The sequence below is a fragment of the Actinomycetota bacterium genome (assembly GCA_035697485.1).
Taxonomy (GTDB): domain Bacteria; phylum Actinomycetota; class UBA4738; order UBA4738; family HRBIN12; genus JAOUEA01.
Window position 1 is genome coordinate 106,224 of sequence record DASSCU010000056.1, and the last position, 17,167, is coordinate 123,390.

Annotated in this window: 14 protein-coding genes; 9 read left to right on the plus strand and 5 right to left on the minus strand. The window is 69.4% G+C overall.

All coding sequences use genetic code 11. From position 1 onward, the window contains the following. Positions 1-113 precede the first annotated feature (113 nt). Genes topA through VFI59_14175 form a run of 3 tightly spaced genes read left to right on the plus strand, consistent with a single transcriptional unit; the run spans position 114 to position 5,847 of the window. On the plus strand, positions 114-2,651 hold the full coding sequence (gene topA, locus VFI59_14165; protein HET6714842.1) for a type I DNA topoisomerase: 2,538 nt from the start codon (positions 114-116) through the stop codon (positions 2,649-2,651). Positions 2,652-2,657: 6 nt separating this feature from the next. After that, positions 2,658-4,697, plus strand: coding sequence for a dTMP kinase (tmk, locus tag VFI59_14170; GenBank protein HET6714843.1), 2,040 nt, complete (start codon positions 2,658-2,660; stop codon positions 4,695-4,697). 34 nt (positions 4,698-4,731) lie between these two features. After that, on the plus strand, positions 4,732-5,847 hold the full coding sequence (locus VFI59_14175; GenBank protein HET6714844.1) for an AAA family ATPase: 1,116 nt from the start codon (positions 4,732-4,734) through the stop codon (positions 5,845-5,847). A 15-nt stretch (positions 5,848-5,862) separates the two neighbouring features. On the opposite strand, the gene VFI59_14180 is transcribed toward VFI59_14175, so the two are convergent. Beyond that, a complete protein-coding gene (locus VFI59_14180; protein HET6714845.1) occupies positions 5,863-6,846 on the minus strand; it encodes a metallophosphoesterase in 984 nt (327 codons plus the stop codon). 226 nt (positions 6,847-7,072) lie between these two features. On the opposite strand from VFI59_14180, the gene VFI59_14185 reads away from it, so the two are divergent. Next, a complete protein-coding gene (locus VFI59_14185) occupies positions 7,073-7,447 on the plus strand; it encodes a response regulator transcription factor (protein HET6714846.1) in 375 nt (124 codons plus the stop codon). 6 nt (positions 7,448-7,453) lie between these two features. Here VFI59_14185 and VFI59_14190 read toward each other — a convergent pair whose 3' ends face one another. Continuing rightward, positions 7,454-9,517, minus strand: a complete 2,064-nt coding sequence (locus tag VFI59_14190; protein ID HET6714847.1) for a histidine kinase — start codon at positions 9,515-9,517, stop codon at positions 7,454-7,456. After that, entirely contained in the window at positions 9,514-9,693 is a 180-nt protein-coding gene (locus tag VFI59_14195; protein ID HET6714848.1) for a hypothetical protein, read from the minus strand. Before VFI59_14195 ends, VFI59_14190 begins: the two co-directional genes overlap by 4 nt. A gap of 272 nt (positions 9,694-9,965) precedes the next feature. On the opposite strand from VFI59_14195, the gene VFI59_14200 reads away from it, so the two are divergent. Then, on the plus strand, positions 9,966-10,370 hold the full coding sequence (locus VFI59_14200; GenBank protein ID HET6714849.1) for a universal stress protein: 405 nt from the start codon (positions 9,966-9,968) through the stop codon (positions 10,368-10,370). 29 nt (positions 10,371-10,399) lie between these two features. Here the strand turns inward: VFI59_14200 and VFI59_14205 are convergent, their stop codons facing one another. Then, positions 10,400-10,777: a nuclear transport factor 2 family protein gene (locus VFI59_14205; protein ID HET6714850.1), complete on the minus strand. Its 378-nt coding sequence runs from the start codon at positions 10,775-10,777 to the stop codon at positions 10,400-10,402. A gap of 63 nt (positions 10,778-10,840) precedes the next feature. Beyond that, positions 10,841-11,509 (minus strand): response regulator transcription factor, encoded by a 669-nt coding sequence (locus tag VFI59_14210; GenBank protein HET6714851.1) that lies wholly within the window; start codon positions 11,507-11,509, stop codon positions 10,841-10,843. 44 nt (positions 11,510-11,553) lie between these two features. Here VFI59_14210 and VFI59_14215 point away from each other — a divergent pair, with 44 nt between their 5' ends. From VFI59_14215 to VFI59_14230, 4 genes are read left to right on the plus strand one after another with little or no spacing between them, the layout of a single operon-like run. Continuing rightward, positions 11,554-12,840 carry an adenylate/guanylate cyclase domain-containing protein gene (locus tag VFI59_14215; GenBank protein ID HET6714852.1) on the plus strand — a complete coding sequence of 429 codons (1,287 nt, stop codon included), beginning with the start codon at positions 11,554-11,556 and terminating at the stop codon, positions 12,838-12,840. Then, the gene (locus VFI59_14220) at positions 12,837-14,870 is read left to right on the plus strand and encodes a histidine kinase (GenBank protein ID HET6714853.1); all 2,034 of its coding nucleotides are present in this window, start codon (positions 12,837-12,839) and stop codon (positions 14,868-14,870) included. The genes VFI59_14215 and VFI59_14220 overlap by 4 nt, the downstream gene beginning before the upstream one ends. Beyond that, positions 14,867-16,966 (plus strand): sensor histidine kinase, encoded by a 2,100-nt coding sequence (locus VFI59_14225; protein ID HET6714854.1) that lies wholly within the window; start codon positions 14,867-14,869, stop codon positions 16,964-16,966. Before VFI59_14220 ends, VFI59_14225 begins: the two co-directional genes overlap by 4 nt. Continuing rightward, entirely contained in the window at positions 16,963-17,163 is a 201-nt protein-coding gene (locus tag VFI59_14230; GenBank protein HET6714855.1) for a hypothetical protein, read from the plus strand. The genes VFI59_14225 and VFI59_14230 overlap by 4 nt, the downstream gene beginning before the upstream one ends. Positions 17,164-17,167: the final 4 nt, after the last annotated feature.

The following is a 17,167-nucleotide window of genomic DNA, read 5'->3' on the forward strand; positions in this document are numbered from 1 at the left end:
GCAGCCATCCCTGAGCGGTGAAGCGTCCTCCCGATGGTACGGTCGCCGCCGGGTTCCCCGCCGACCGGTGGGCTTGACACCCTCACCCCGAGACCCGTAAAGGTTCCCCCGCCATGGCCAACGGAAAGACACTCGTGGTCGTCGAGTCGCCCGCCAAGGCGAAGACGATCGAGAAATACCTGGGCGGCGACTTCGCCGTCCGGGCTTCGTATGGGCATATCCGGGACCTCGGCAAGGGCTACGGGGGCCTCGGAGTCGACGTGGAGCACGCGTTCACGCCCGACTACGTCGTGCCCGAGGACTCGAAGCGTCACCTCGGCGAGCTGAAGAAGGCGCTCAAGGCTGGTTCGGGCGACCTGATCCTGGCGACCGACTACGACCGCGAGGGCGAGGCGATCGCGTACCACGTCGCCACCCTGCTGGGCGTCGACCCCGCGACCGCGAAGCGCGTCACGTTCACGGAGATCACGCGCGATGCGATCCTGGAAGCGTTCGGCCAACCGCGCGCGATCGACCTTCAGCTCTACGACGCGCAAGAGGCTCGCCGCATCCTCGATCGCCTCGTCGGCTATCGCATCTCGCCGCTGCTGTGGAAGAAGGTCCGCCCCGGTCTCTCGGCCGGCCGTGTGCAGTCCGTCGCGGTTCGGCTGATCGTCGAGCGCGAGCGCGAGATCCGAGCGTTCGTTCCCGTCGAGTACTGGAGCGTCGACGTGCGGCTCACGCCCGACGACGTCGAGCAGCCGTTCACCGCCCGGCTCACCCAGGTGCCCGAGGGCAAGGTCGCCGCGTCGCCCGACAAGAAGGGCGTGCTGCTCGCGGCCGAGGCCGACGCCGCGGCGCACGTCGAGCGGCTGCGCCGCGCGTCCTATCACGTCACGAACGTCGAGAAGAAGGAGCGCAAGCGCTCGCCGGCGCCGCCGTTCACGACGTCGACGCTGCAGCAGGAAGCCGCCCGCAAGCTCGGGTTCAGCGCCCGCAAGACGATGACGCTGGCCCAGCGTCTCTACGAGGGCATCGACCTGCCCGGCGAGGGCACGGTCGGATTGATCACGTACATGCGGACCGACTCCGTGAACATCGCCGACACGGCGGTTCGCGAGATCGCCGAGCTCGTGAAGACCGAGTACGGCGAGCGCTACACGCTCGCGGAGCCTCGCCGGTACAGGACACGCAGCCGCAACGCGCAGGAGGCGCACGAGGCAGTGCGCCCCACCAGCGTGATGCGAACACCCCAACGGGTCGCCGCCTCTCTCGATCGTGACCAGCGACGCCTGTACACGCTGATCTGGCAGCGAACGATGGCCACCCAGATGGCCGAGGCGCGATTCGACCAGGTTGGCGTCGACATCGCCGCGATCACGGCCGCGCAGCAGGGGGAAGCGAGCGACGGCGACCTCGAGTACGGGCTACGCGCCACCGGGCAGACGATGACGTTCGACGGCTTCATCCGCGTCTACAAAGAGGGCCGCGACGAGGGGCCCGACGAGGACGCCGAGAAGACGCTGCCGCTGCTCACGGCTGAACAGTTGTTGCGCATGCTCGAGGTGCTGCCCGAGCAGCACTTCACGCAGCCTCCGCCTCGCTACTCCGAGGCCTCGCTCGTGAAGACGCTCGAGGAGCTCGGCATCGGCCGTCCATCGACGTACGCGTCGATCATCGACACGATCCAGCGCCGCGAGTACGTGACGCTCGAGGAGAAGCGGTTCAAGCCCACCGACACCGGCGAGGTCGTCACCGACAAGCTGATCGAGCACTTCCCCGACGTGGTCGACGTCACGTTCACCGCGTACATGGAAAAGGAGCTCGACGACATCGCCGAGGGCGACCTGCGCAAGATTACGATGCTCGAGGAGTTCTACGGGCCGTTCGAGCGCGCGCTCGAGAAGGCAGAGCACAGCTTCGAGCGGTTCAGCGAGGAGCTCGACGAGGAGTGCCCGCTCTGTCCGACCGAGGGACGTGAGCCCGGGAAGCTCGAGGTCAAGCTCGGCCGCTACGGCAAGTTCGTGGGCTGCACGAACTACCCCGACTGCCGCTACATCCGCAACATGGACGGCAGCGTCCGCCCCGAGCCCGAGATGCTCGACGAGGTCTGCCCCGAGTGCGGGAAGCAGCTCCAGCGGCGCGTGGGCCGCTATGGGCCGTTCACCGGATGCAGCGGCTACCCCGACTGCCGCTACATCAAGAAGGACCCACCGGTCTCGACGGGGGTGACGTGCCCGCAGTGCGGTGAGGGTGAGCTGATCGAGAAGCGGAGCCGGTTCGGGTCGCTCTTCTACAGCTGCAGCCGGTATCCGGACTGCGACTGCGCCGTCGGGAACCCTCCCGAGAAGGACCGTCCGTGTCCGGAGTGCGGGTCCCTCCTGCTGCGCCGGCCGAAGTCGCTGAAGTGTTGGGGATGCGGTGCCGAGCTCGACCTGGAGTTCAACGTCACGAAGAACGGCGACGTCGAGGCCGAGACCGCGGCCCGCGAAGCGAAGGCCACCGCACGAGCGGCGCGCGCCGCCGCGAAGAAGACGGCGGCGAAGAAGAAGCCGACCGCGCGCAAGAAGAGCGCCGCCAAGAAAAGGACCCCGACGGCCGCCGCGAAGACGACGACGCCCGGCACGAAGACACCTCAGCCGGCGTCCGACGCTGCCGTTCCCGAGGCGTAGCAGGTCGTGGCTTCGGTCGCCGACGAGGTCGCCGCCCTCCGCGGAACCCGTCCGGCGACGTTCAAGGACCTACTGACGCATCCGGCGTTCTCGCGACTGCTCGCCGCGATGACCATCTCCTCGCTCGGCGACTGGGTCGGCTTCGTGGCCGTGACGACCCTCGTCACCCGTCTGTCCGGCTCGGTCGCGACGGCTGGCTTCGCGATCGGCGCCGTGATGATCGCTCGGATGCTGCCGGCGGTGCTCTTCGGTCCGATCGCGGGAGCCCTCGTCGACCGCGTCGATCGCAAGCACATCATGATGCTCTCCGACGTCGGCCGGGGCACGATGTATGCGGCGATGGCGTTCGTCGGGGAGCTGTGGGCCATCTTCCTGCTGTCCTTCGCGATCGAGTGTCTCTCGCTGCTGTGGAGCCCTGCCCGCGACGCCACCCTGCCGAACATGGTGCCGCGCCGCCAGCTCGGGAACGCGAACGCGATCGGACTGGTGAGCACGTACGCGACCCTTCCGCTCGGGGCGGCGGTCTTCTCCTTGCTCGCGGCCTTCAGCTCGTGGGTGGGCGCGCGCGTGCCCTGGCTCGGTGCTCGGCCCGAGTCCCTCGCCCTGCTGCTCGACGCGGGTACGTTCGCGTTCTCGGCGTTCATGGTCAGCCGCATCGCCTTCCCGCCCTCGGCGTCTCGCTCGCTCCACGGGCGGCTCGACCTGGGACGGGTCTGGCGTGATGTGGTCGACGGGTTGCGCTTCCTGCGCGAGGACTCGATCGCCTCCGCGATGACGGCGGGCATCGTCGTCGCGTTCGCGGCGGTCGGAGCGGTGCTGGCCGTCGGTCCGATCTTCGTGAGCACGCTCGACGCCGATGCCGCGGCATGGGGCATCATCGTCACCGCGTTCGGCATCGGGATGGGGCTCGGCATGGCGGCCGCGAACCAGGTCGCCAAGGTCGTCGACCGGGGGTTCGCGTTCGTCTGGGCCCTCGTTGCGGCGGCCGGCGCCCTGTTCGTGCTGGCGTCGATGCCGAACCTGTCCCTCGCCGCGGTGGTCTGCGTCTGGCTCGGCGCGTTCTGTGGCCTCGCGTGGGTCAGCGGCTACACGCTGCTGCAGGAGAACGTCGAGGACGAGTACCGGGGGCGGACCTTCGCGTCGCTCACGACGCTGTCCCGCCTCGGGCTCTTCATGAGCCTCACGCTGTTCCCTATCCTGTCGAGCGTCTATGGCGACTACGAGTTCTATGTCGGCGGCCAACGCTTCGATCTCTCGGGCACTCGGCTCGCGTTGTGGACGGCCGGGGCGCTCGCTGCCGTCGCCGGCCTCAACACGCGACGCCTGCTGCATCGCCATCGCCTGTCCCGACCGCAGCCACTCATGCTCGTGCCGAAGCTGAAGCGCCCGCCGTCGACCGGGCTGTTCATCGCCTTCGAGGGCGTCGAGGGCGCCGGGAAGGGCACACAGATCCGCCTCGCCGAGGAATACTTGCGTGATCAAGTACCTGAAGGGGTGCTCGTCACCCGGGAACCCGGGGGCACCGAGCTCGGGGAGAAGATCCGAGAGGTGCTGCTCGACCCCGAGACGGGCAAGCTCGACGCACGGAGTGAGGCCCTGCTGTTCGCAGCCGCCCGCGCGCAGATGGTCTCGAGCGTGATCCGCCCCGCCCTGGCCGAAGGCAAGGTCGTGATCTGCGATCGCTACGTCGACTCGTCGCTCGCCTACCAGGGGTGGGGGCGCGGCCTCGGTGAGCAGGACGTGCTCACGCTCAACGTCTGGGCGACGCAGGGGCTCTTCCCCGACCTCGTGATCCTGCTCCACCTCGAGCCGGAGCGCGGGTTGCTGCGTTCCACCGAGGCTCCCGACCGCATGGAGCTCGAAGGGCAGGACTTCCACTCGAAGGTCGCCGACGCCTACCTGAAGATCGCCGAGGAGCACCCCGAGCGCTTCGTGCTGGTCGACGCCGACCAGAGCCCGGCCGAGGTCTTCGACGACGTGCGCGCCGCCCTGGACAAGGCAATCGAGGAGTACGAGGACTCGAACGGCGTCGATCCGAGCACCTAGCAGGCTCGTCGTCGGCCGCCGATACACTCGCGCGATGGTGTTCGCCGTGCTCGGACAGGTGCCCGGGCAACAGCATGCGATGGCGTTCCTGCAGGGGGCCGCCGAGCGTCCGCACCACGCGTACGTGTTCGCAGGCCCTGAGGGAAGCGGCAAGTCGCTCGCCGCGCGAGCGTTCGCGGCCGCGTTGCTGTGCCGTCAGGGTGGCTGCGGCGAGTGCCGCGACTGCCGGCTGGCGTTGAAGGATCAGCACCCCAACGAGTTCCTGGTCGAGCCCGAGGGGCGCGATATCCACGTGAACACGATCCGCGAGGAGGTCTGGACCCCGGTCTCGCGCACCGCGCCCGAGCCGGGCCGGAAGATCTTCGTGATCCGGGAAGCCGACCGGCTCTCACCGGCCGCCGCGGACACCCTGCTCAAGGTGCTCGAGGAGCCGCCTGCCGACGCGGTGTTCCTGCTGATGTCGGCCCGGGCTCATGAGCTGCCCGACACGATCCGCTCCCGGTGCCACACGGTGATGTTCACGGCGCTCTCCGAGACGTTCGTGGTCGACGTGCTCGTCGGTGAGGGGGTCGACGAGACACACGCGCACCTCGCCGCCCGGCTCACCGGCGGCAACCTCGGCCGGGCGCGGCGGCTCGCGGCGACCGACGACGGGCTCGCGTTCCGCGACGCGGCGATCGACGCGCTCGACCAGGCGACTCGAGGTCCCGCCGGCGCGCTCGAGGCTGCCGATTCGGTGCTCGCGGCGGCGTCGGGGTACAAGAAGGCGATGAAGGCCGACCTCGAGCAAGAGCTCGCCCCGTTCCTCGACGCGAAGGGGCGGCCGGAGGACGTCTACAGGGGCCCGATCCGCCGTATCGAGGTCCGGTTCCAGCGTCGCGAGCGCCGAGCAGAGCGCGACTACGTCGACTGGGTGCTGCTCGCGGTCTCGGCGCTGCTGCGCGACCGGGTCGCCGCGCAGGTCGGGGCGCGGCGCGACGAGCTGCTGAATCCCGACCTGGAGCAGGGAAGCGATCTTTCGGTGGTCAGGGCCTCGCGCGGGTTCGCCGGCGTCGAGGCGGCCCGGGCCGAGCTCGCGGAGGACCTGAACCTCAACACGCGGCTCGTGCTCGAGCGCGCGTTCCTGTGCCTCGCCGAGATCGCTGCCTGACGGCGCTCGTCGGGTTCACCTGCACGCGAACGACCCGCTGTCGCGGAAGGCAGGGTCTGTGGGCAGACCGACCCACGCGTAGCTGTAGCTCTCCTCATGCAGCGTCATCTGAAGCACCCCGAACGCCTTGTTCTGCACGGCCAGCAGGTTCGCCGGCCGGGGCTTCTTGCCAAGCGGATAGAGCGAGCGGCCACCGGTGCCGACCGTGAACTGGCGGATGCCGTTCACGTCGCGCGTCCCGTCCGCCGTCTGCGGGGCCCAGCGATGGTAGATGTGGTTGTGGCCGTTGAGGAGCACGTCGACGCCGTGTCCGTCCATCAGCCGCCACATGTCGAAGTACATCTCGTTCTCCGAGCCGGCGTTCGGGTTGGTGCCGTCCGGATCCACGAACTTCTCCCACTGCCGCCAGTCGAACGTCGGGTGGTGCTGGAACGCGAGCGTGCACATCGCGTCGTCGTGGGCGGCCAGATCGGCGGCGAGCCACTCGTACTGCGGGGTGCCCGGACCACAGCCGGGATCGTCGCGGCAGATGTCGGAGTTCAACGACACGATGTGCCATTCGCCGAGGTCGAACGAGTAGTAGCCGAGTGGTCCGTTCGCCACGGCCCCGAAATAGTCGAAGTACCCCTGCGCCCCCTCGGTGCCGTACTCGTGGTTGCCGGGCGTCGGCATCGTGATCGGCTTGAGGGAGCCGAACTGCCGATCCCACACGCGCAGGAACTCATCGAGGGTGCCGTTGTTGTACTGGAGGTCTCCGAGGGCGAGGAAGCGGTCGGGCGCGAGGTCGGTGATCAGGGCCGCGACCTCGTCGGATCGGCAGGCACCCTCGCCGTCGCTCTGGCTGAACGACTGGCAGGCGACGTCGCCGACCGCCGTGATCACCGGGTCCGGCCGCGGGGGGGCCGCGACGACCGGCGTGACGGTGCCAGCCAGCGTCGTCCCGGCGAGCAGCGCGGCGGCGACGGCGAACAACGCAGGACGACTGGGACGGACGGACATACTGACTCCTCTGGTCGGGGTGCGGCGGAGTCAAGCACGGTTCATGCCGTCGTGGCAATCGGTCGAAAGGCGCGTCGCTCATCGGACCGCCGATGCCGACGGTCTGATGAGCGACGGGCTCGGTCGGCGACATGTTCCGGCCACCAGCAGGCTCACGGAAAGTGGTGCTGGCATCACTGGCACGGCACCCGAGCCGTGGGACGCTTCTACATGGAGGCACATGATCATGACCGTCCGAGTCCTCATCGTCGACGACCAGGAGCCGTTCCGCATGGCGGCGCGCATGGTCGTCGACGCCACCGACGGTTTCGAGGTCGTGGGCGAAGCCGAGACCGGCGAGGACTCGGTCACGATGGCGGTCGACCTCACGCCCGACCTGGTGCTCATGGACGTGAACCTGCCCGGCATCAACGGCCTCGATGCCACACGCCAGATCCTCGCGGGCGGCGAGGGCGCGGTGGTCGTGCTCCTGCTCTCGACCTACGAGGAAGCGGAGTACGCGCCTCGTGCCGCCGAGTGCGGCGCCGCGGCGTACATCCCGAAGGCGGTCTTCGGGCCGGATCGGCTCGAGGATGCGTGGTCCGCCGCGATCGCCAGCTAGTCCAGCTCAGACTACTGGAACGGATCCGCGGACGGTCGTGCCGTCCCCCGGGGCGCTCTCGATCGTGAGCTCCCCGCCGATCGAGTCGATGCGGTCGGTCATCCCCAGCAAGCCCGACCCGAGCGTCACGGTACCGGGGTCGAAGCCCGCTCCGTCGTCGGTCACGGTGAACTCGAGCGATCCGTTGCGCTGGGCGAGCCGGATCGAGGCGGACGATGCCGCCGCGTACTTCGCGATGTTCTGCAAGGCCTCGAGGCAGGAGAAGTAGACGGCCGCCTCGATGTCCTGGTCGTATCGGCCGACGCGGTCGGCCTCCACAGCGACGGGCGTCGGTGACTTCTGGGCCTGGGCGGCGAGGGCTGCCTCGAGCCCACGGTCGGCGAGCAACGGCGGATAGATGCCTCGGGCGAGATCGCGCAGGTCGTCGATCGCGGTCTGCGTCTCCGTCTGCAGTTGCGCGAGCATCTCGTGAGCCTTCGCTGCATCGCGCTCCAGCAACGAATCTGCCAGGCGCAGCTTCACGCCGAGCGCAACGAGTTGCTGCTGCGCTCCGTCGTGGATGTTCCGCTCGAGGCGTCGCCGTTCCTCGTCTTGGGCCGCGACGAGGCGTTGGCGAGAGGCCCGCAACTCCTCGATCAGGCGAACGTTCCGCAGCACGATGCCCGCTTGCGCCGCGAGGTCGCGCATCAGCTCCGTGCGCCCGGTGTCGATGGGATCGTTCGCGTGCGACGTCGCCGTGAGCGCACCGAGCAGCTCACCCCGGTGGCGCACCTCGACCGCGACGTCGGCACCGGCGAATACGGGGAGCAGATCGTCCGCGGGTCGGCGGATCGGCATCGCGTCGAGCACCGACGCCGGCCAGGCGGCTTCCGGCCGGAACTCCCCTCCGACGAGCAGCCACACACGCGCCTCCGCCGCTCGGGTGCTCTCGCCGAGCACGGCAGCCATCCGTGGCAGCACGTCGTCGGTCGCGTAGGCCTCGGACAATCGCTCGGAGAACTCGGTCAACGCCTCGTAGGGCGTGGCTCGACCCCCGTACACGATGCGGTCGCCGATCCTGCGTGCGAGCCTCCAGAGCGGCCAGATCAGCGCCCCGATCACGACGCCCGTGATCCCGACCGCCTGCGTCTCGTCGGGGGCGATGTCGGTCAGCGGGCTGCTGATGGTGAGGAGGACACCGAGGCCGACCGCCATCACGAGCACCACCGTGAGCGCGAAGATCACCGTCTTCTTGATCACGAGATCGAGGTCGTAGAGGCGGTAGCGCAGCACCGCGATCGCGGTGGCGACGGGCATGGCGAACAGGAGCGAGGTCACGAAGGTGAACCAGGCGGCGTCGCCCACGGGCGTGTCGCCGGCGACGAGCAACAGCAGGAGGGAGGTGATGACGACGCTGATGCCGTACACGAACCAGCGCAGCTGTTGGCGCTCGTCGCCCTGTGCCCGTCGGAACCGGACGACGACGGCGCCGACGGCGCCGGCTGCGGCGGACAGTATCGTGATCGTGGCAGCGAGCCCGAGCCACGTCCACGAGGCGATCGCCGGGACGGCGAAGGGGTTGGCCACGTACAGGTCGGTTCCCACCATGAAGGTGCTCGGATGGAGCCCGCTCGCGACGAACGCGATCGCCGTGCCCGAAGCGATCGCCCAACCGACGACCCGCCATCGTGGCGAGGGGAGCCGCCCGGTGGGGAAGAGCAGCAGCGCGAACAGGAGCGAAGCGACCGCCGGGAGCATCGCGATCGTGGAGAGGAACTGCGCGAGCCCCGGACCGGGGAGCTGCCCTCGGTCGAGCCCGACGATCGAGTACTCGTTCGCGGCGATCAGCACGATCACGCTGAGGCCGATCGTCGCGTAGAGCCACCCGATCGGATTCGTGGGCGCCTTCGCAGCGATCACGAGTCCGATCACGGCGAACGCCGTGATGCCGATCGCCATGATCACGATCGACGGAAGCTCTCCGGCATCGGTCGTTGGATCCATCGTCGTGAGGACGATCGCGACCACGAGCAGCGTGACGGCGGCCACGCCGAGCGTGCGGACCGCAGTCCGAGCGCGTTCCGGAGTCACGGTGCGGCTCCGATGCGTATCGAACCGCTGACGGTCGTGCCCGTGACGGTCGTGCCCGTGACGGTCGTGCCCGCCTCCGGGGCGCTCCCCACCGTCACATCGCGCACGGCGAACTCGAGCGAGCCGTTGCGCGGGGCGGGCTCGATCCTTGCGTCGCTCTGCTCTGACGTCGTCATGACGACCGTCCCCACTCGATCAGGGCGATGCCTGCCCCGGGTGGCCGGCCAGGCGAGCCGCTGAGGGAGCCGGTGGACCTGTGGTGGCGCATCCATGATCGGATGGTGACACCGTCCGCTGCTGCGTTCCATGGGCGAGACCACACCTTCTCGCGGCCGGGAACACCCCGGGAGCGGTGGTGCAGCCATCACGGAGGGAACCGCATGCTCGCGTCATCGTCGTGGCACGTGGACCGGCCTACCGTTGGTTCACCGAGAAGAGGAGGCTCACGATGACGATCCTCGTTGGTACCGACTCCAGTGCTGCCGCCGACCTGGCCGTCGAGGGTGCTGCACGGCTCGCCCGCGACCGGAGCGCCCAGCTGCTCGTGCTGCTCGTGCGATCTGATGGGGACGTCAAGGCCGCCGTCGACCCCGACCGAGCGCCCGACCCCGGTCGCTACCTCTCGGACATCACCCGACGGTTCCCGGAGGTCACGATGAGCACTCGCATCGAACGTGGCGAACCGGCCGAGCGCATCTGCGAGGTCGCTGCCGAGATCGGCGCCGACACGATCGTGCTCGGCAACCGCGGCACGAGAGGGTCGTGGTGGCGCGTGAAGGACAGCGTGCCGAACCTCGTGCTGCGCCACTCGCCGTGCAGCGTCTTCATCGTGGACACGCGGAGGGCCCAGTGAGGCACCGTGAGCCGTGGTCTCGCCCCGGCTCAGGCGTCCATGTGCTCGACCCAGGCTGCGCGCCAGTCCGGTGCCGGGAACGGCTCGGCCCAGTACGCGGTCTCCTTGGCGATCTTGCCGTCGCGCATCTCGAAGATGAAGACGGCCTGGTACACGGCCCCGCCCCCGTAGTCGAGGGTGGACTCGGCGACCCACAGGTCGCCCTCGCCGACGATGCGGCGCGGGGTGATGGTCGGCAGCGCCGGGAACGCGTTGTACACGCCTCGCCGGTTGTCGCCGCCCACGATGCGCTCGCCCGACTGCGGCCACTCCATCACGGCGTCCTCGTGGAAGAGGTCGTCCATGCCGGCCACGTTGCGGGCATTGAGGGTGGCCACGAGGGCCTCGACCGTCTCACGTCCAGTCATCGCAACCTCCATCGATCGAGGCCCGGTGGTCGAGCACGGGCCACGGCTGCGGGCGGTGCGAGCCTACGCCTGTTCCGTCTCCCGAAGGAAGGCCAGCACGGCCATCACCCGTCGGTGTACGTCGGGCTCCTCGGTGAGATCGAGCTTGTGGAACAGCGAGTTGATGTGCTTCTCGACCGCCCGCTCGGTGAGGAACAGCGACTTCGCGATCGCCGCGTTGTTCTCGCCTTGCGCCATGTGGCTCAGCACCTCGCGCTCCCGGCCCGTGAGCGACGAGAGCGGGGAGTGCGCCATGCGATCCTTCGCGGCCACCAGCGACTCGACGACCTTCGGGTCGAGCACGCTGCCGCCGCGCGCGACCTCGTTGAGCGCGCGGACGACTTCCTCGACGTCGGCCACGCGTTCCTTCAACAGGTAGCCCAGGCCTGCCGCCCCGTCCTTCAGCAGGTCGTACGCGTACTCCTCGTCGGCGAACTGCGAGAGCACCACCACCCCGACGTCCGGGTGCTCGGCCCTGATCGCCTTCGCCGCCCGGATGCCCTCGTCGGTGCCGGTGGGAGGCATGCGGATGTCGGTGAGCACCGCGTCGGGCCGTTGGGCCTCGACCGCGGCGATGAGCTCGTCGTAGGCTTCGGCCGTGCCGACGACGTCGATGTCGTCGACGCCGGAGAGCAGGGCGATGGTCCCCTCGCGAACCAGGTAGTTGTCCTCCGCGAAGACCACGCGCAGCATGCGCGGATGGTACACGGGCACCCCTCGACGGGAAGGCGGACGGCGTGAGCATCACGGTCGTGCTCGGCGAAGACAACGTGCTGGTCCGCGAGGGTGTGCGCGCCCTGCTCGACTCCTACGAGGACATCGAGGTGGTGGGCGTCGCCGAAGATGCCCCCTCGCTCCTGGAGGCCGCCGCCGAGCACGTGCCCGACGTCGTCGTGACCGACATCAAGATGCCGCCGAGCTTCCAGCTCGAGGGCATCGACTGCGCCCATTCGATCCGGGAGCTGCACCCCGACACGGGCGTCGTCGTGCTGAGCGCCCACGACGACGAGGAGTACGCGATCGCCCTGCTTGGCGGCGGCCACAGTGGGCTCGCGTACCTGTTGAAGGACCGCATCGCCCAGGGCGACGAGCTCGCGCGCGCGATCCGTGAGGTGCATGCGGGCGGGAGTACCGTGGATCCGACGATCGCCGAGCGCCTGTCCGGGCGTGGCGAGGCTGCCGAACGCGACCGCCAGCTGCTCGACATGATGGCGAAGGGCCTCGGGTACGAGGAGATCGCCGCCGCCCTCGGCACGACCCAGGAGGCCGTCGACCGTCAGGTGACCGAACTGTTCCGCGGCATGGCGGCAGGCGAGGGCTCGGCCGGCTTGGTCGACGAATTCAGGCGGTTGCACTCCGCGGTCGTCGAGCAGACCGTCTCGCGCAACACGCTCGCGAGCTTCGTGCCTCAGCAGCTCGCCGAGCGACTCGCCTCCCATCCAGAGACCGCGATCGAGCCCCAGGAGGTCGAGGTGACCGTGCTGTTCAGCGACATCCGGGGCTTCTCGACGATCGCGGAACGGCTCGGGGCCCGAGACGTCGCCGCCGTCGTGGGCCGACACCTCGAGGCGATGGCCGAGGTCGTGGCCGCACACGGCGGCACGATCGACAAGTTCCAGGGTGACGCCGTGATGGCCGTCTTCGGCGCTCCCGAGCCGTTGCCCGACCACGCCGAACGCGCGCTGCGGTGTGCGATCGCGATGCAGCAGCGACAATCCGAGCTGAACGAGGCCGGCTGGGATGTCGTCGACCTGCCCGAGATGGGCGTCGGGATCGGGGTGAACACGGGCAGGGTGATCGCGGGCACGGTGGGTGGCGGCGGGCGTCTCGAGTACACGGTCGTGGGCGACGCCGTGAACATCGCATCGCGGCTGCAGAACGAGGCGGCCGGTGGCGAGATCGTCGCGACGGCCACCACGGTCGCGGCCTCGGACGGCATCGCGTGCGAGCCGATCGGCATCCGGCACGTGAAGGGCCGTGAGGAGCCGGTGGAGGTGTTCCGGGTGTCGGGGGCGTTTCGATGACCCTGAGCGAGCGGCAGCTCCGACGGCTCGCCAACGTGGCCCTCGCCATCGTCGTCGTCGGGTCGGCCGCCACGATCGCGCTGGAGATCGCTGCCGGGCGTCCCGACGAGGCGGTGTTTTCCGCACTCCTGCTGTCGTTCCCCGCGGTCGGCTTCTTCGTCCTCAGCCGTCGCCCGGACAATCGCCTCGCCTGGCTGATGGTGGCGATGGGCGTCGGCGTCGCGATCCTGGGCCCCGTGCAGGGCTACGGCGCCTACGCCATCGAGCACGACCTGCCGTACGGCCCCCTGGGCCTCGCGCTCGGCGGCCCGGGGTGGGTGCCCTTCATCGCGATCTCCGGGTTCCTGCTCCTGCTCTTCCCCGACGGGCACCTGCCATCGCCGCGCTGGCGATGGTTCGCATGGATGTGCGGCATCGCCATGGCGATCGTCTTCGTGGCGATCTGGTTCTACCCGGGTGACTTCGCCGACTCCGGCTATCCCGAGATCGAGAACCCGATCGGTATCGAAGCGATCAAGGCGGTCGATGTCGTCTTCGGGGCCCTGCTGCTCTCGGCTCCTGTGCTCGTGGTCGGTGGCTTCGTCAGTCTCGTCGTGCGTATGCGTCGGACGACCGACGACGTCGTGCGGCATCAGATCCGCTGGCTCGCGTACGCGGCGTCAGTCATGGCCCTGCTCTTCGCCCTATCGTTCATCCCCGGGCTCGGCAACGACGACGCGTGGAACTCGTGGATCCAGAACCTGAGCGCGATGAGCTTCATGCTGATCCCCGTCGCGACCGGGGTCGCCATCCTGCGGTATCGCCTCTACGACATCGACGTCGTGATCCGCAAGACCGTCGTGATCGCGATCGTCGTGGCCTTCATCGCCCTCGTCTACGTCGGTGTCGTCGCCGGTGTCGGTGCGCTCGTCGGGTCGAGCGGATCCCCGCTGCTCTCCGCGTTCGCCGCCGGGATCGTCGCCCTCGTCTTTCAACCGGTGCGGGCGCGGGCGCGCAGGTTCGCCGACCGCATCGTCTACGGCAGGCGGGCGACCCCGTACGAGGTGGTCGCGACGTTCGGCGAACAGCTCGCCGGCACCTACTCCTCCGACGACGTGCTTCCCCGATTGGCGCGTGTGCTCTTCGAGGGCGTGGGCGCCGAGCGTTCCGAGGTGCGCATGATCGTGGACGAGGGGCTCCGAACGGTCGCGACCTGGCCGCCCGACGCTCACGAGGCCACCGATGACCTCGTGGTTGAGGTCCGGCACCAGGGGCAGGTGCTCGGTGCCCTCGCCGTGTCGATGCCGGCCAGCGACCCGATCGACCAGACGCGCGAACAGCTCGTGCAAGACCTGGCGGCCCAGGCCGGGCTCGTGCTGCGGAACGAGCGACTGACCCAGCAGCTCCGTGCCCGCCTGGCCGACCTGCAAGCTGCACAGAAGCGCCTCGTCACCGCGCAGGACGAGGAACGTCGCAAGCTCGAGCGCAACATCCACGACGGCGCCCAGCAGCAGCTCGTCGCGTTGCAGGTGCGCCAGCGCCTCGCCGAACAGCTGATCGATCGCGACCCCGCCGAGGCCAAGGAGATGGTCGCCGCGCTCCAGGTCGACACCGGAGTGGCCCTCGAGGACCTGCGCGACCTCGCTCGGGGCATCTACCCGCCGCTGCTGGCCGACAAGGGGCTCGCCGCCGCACTCGAAGCCCAGGCGAGGAAGTCGCCGATCCCCGTGACGGTCGAGGCCGACGGCGTCGACCGCCTTCCCCAGGACATCGAGGCAGCCGTGTACTTCTCGGTGCTCGAGGGCCTGCAGAACGTCGCGAAGTACGCCCAGGCGACCTCGGCGACCGTCTCGTTCGAGCGATCGAACGGGGAGCTGCGGTTCCGCGTCCGCGACGACGGGCGCGGGTTCGATCCCTCCGAGACGGGATACGGCACGGGACTGCAGGGCATCGTCGACCGTCTCGGAGCGCTCGAGGGTCGCGTCGAGGTCACGAGCGAGCCGGGGGCCGGCGCGACCCTCAGCGGCAGCGTCCCGGTGCCGGCGTCATGATCACGTCCGACGATCGCCGAGCGAGCTGGCCCTGGTTCGTCCTCGCGGGGTTCATCGCGATCGCGGTCGTCGGGACCGTGCTCGTTGCCGCCAACGACGAACCCCTGGGTGCGCAGGTCCCGTACATCATCGCGTTCTCGATGTTCGGGGCGGTCGGCGCGATGATCGTCAGCCGTGACCGGAGGAACGCGGTCGGTGTCCTCCTGCTCTGGGGATGCTTCACGACGGCGATGTCGTTCATGTCCGGCGAGCTCGCCACGTGGCTCTACGAGCGTGGGGACTCTACCCTCATGACCCGGCTCATGGGCCTGTTGTCGGGATTCGGATGGTTGTTCGGCATCCTCCCGGTCCTCTTCCTCCTGCCCCTGCTGTTCCCCGATGGTCACCTTCCGTCGCCACGATGGAAGCCGTTCCTCTGGTGGATCCTCGGGATGTTGTTCGTTCTGTTCATCGCGCTGACCCTCGGTTCCCCCACCGTGAGCACGTCGAGCGACACGATCGTGCTCGACAACCCGCTGCACATCGAAGCCCTCGAACGGCTCGCGATCCCCGACGCCGTCTTCGCGGTCCTCTACTTCGGGACGTGGGCGGTCTCCGTCGCGTCCGTGTTCATCCGGTTCCGCCGGGCCGGCGGCGTTGAACGCCAACAGATCAAGTGGGTCGCGTTCGGGCTGCTCGCAGCCTTCGTCGCGATCCTCGTCTCCGACTCCGTGGATGACGCGACGCTGTCCGCGGTCGTCGGCGGCGCCGGGTTCCTCGCGTTCCCGATCTCGATCGGCATCGCGGTCCTGAAGTTCCACCTCTACGACCTCGACGTGGTCGTGAAGCGGGCGGTCGTCTACGCGGCGCTGGCCGTGTTCGCGACGCTCGTCTACCTCACGGTCGTGGTGGGCGTGGGGGCGTGGCTGGGGCGCGACAGCTCCATCCTGACGATGCTCGCCGCCGTCATCGTGGCGGTCACGTTCCAGCCGGTGCGGGCGCGGTTGACGAAGTTCGCCGACCGCCTCGTCTACGGACGCAGGGCCACGCCGTACGAGGTGCTCGCCGACTTCGCGGAACGGGTCGGCGAGGCCTACCGTGACGACGACCTCCTTCCCCGCATGGCGCGCGTGCTCGGGGAGGGGGTCGGGGCCGAGCGTGCCGACGTCTGGCTGAAGGTCGACGACGATCTTCGCGACGTGGCGGTGTGGCCCGCTGACGCTCCGAGGCTCGGCGTCGCGCCGCTCGACAGCCGGGACGTCCCTGCTCTGCAGGGTGCCGACCGCGTCTACCGGGTCGAGCACGCCGGTGAGCTCCTCGGCGCGCTCGCCGTTCGCAAGCCGCCGAGCGACCCGATCTCGCCCGCCGACGACAAGCTGATCTCGGACCTCGCGGCGCAGGCCGGGCTCGTGCTCCGCAACGTGCGACTCACTGAGGAGCTCCGGGCGCGCTTCGAGGACCTCCGCGCGGCGCAGAAGCGGATCGTGGCGGCGCAGGACCGGGAACGTCGCCGGCTCGAGCGCAACATCCACGACGGCGCCCAGCAGCAGCTCGTGGCGCTCGCCGTGAAGACCCGTCTCGCTCGCGGCCTGACCGAGCGAGATCCGGCGAAGGCAGCCGAGATGCTGACCCAGGTCGAGTCCGAGACCCAGGAGGCGCTCGAGGATCTCCGCGACCTCGCCCGGGGCATCTACCCGCCGCTGCTGGCGGACAAGGGCCTGGAAGCCGCGCTCATCGCGCAGGCCCGGAAGTGCCCCGTGCCGGTCGAGGTCGCGGCAGACGACGTCGACCGCTTCCCACAGGAGGTCGAGGCGGCCGTGTACTTCTCGGCGCTGGAGGCTCTGCAGAACACGGCGAAGTACGCGGACGCGTCGCGGGCGACGGTGACCCTGAGCCGCGCGAACGGATCCCTCGAGTTCGCCGTCGCCGACGACGGTCGTGGGTTCGACCCCGGCGCGACCGGCTACGGTACGGGTCTGCAAGGTATCGCTGACCGCCTCGGCGCGCTCGACGGCGAACTCGAGGTCACGAGCCGTCCCGGATCGGGCACGACGGTGCGGGGCCGCCTGCCGGTCGACGCGCAGACGCGCGTCGTCGAGGAGAGGGCTACCTCATGACCGCTCGGACAACCGCTCGGCCGCGGGGCTTCCGCCGGTTCGAGCGATGGCTGATCGGGCTCGCCTTCGCGGTCATGGCGTTCGTGCTCGAGAAGGTCGTGATGCGCTCGGTGCGCAAGAAGGGCGCCTCCGAGCCCGAAGAGGTCACGACGATGATCTCCAAGGGCGGGGAGGTCGACGTCGACCTCGATCTCTAGTCCA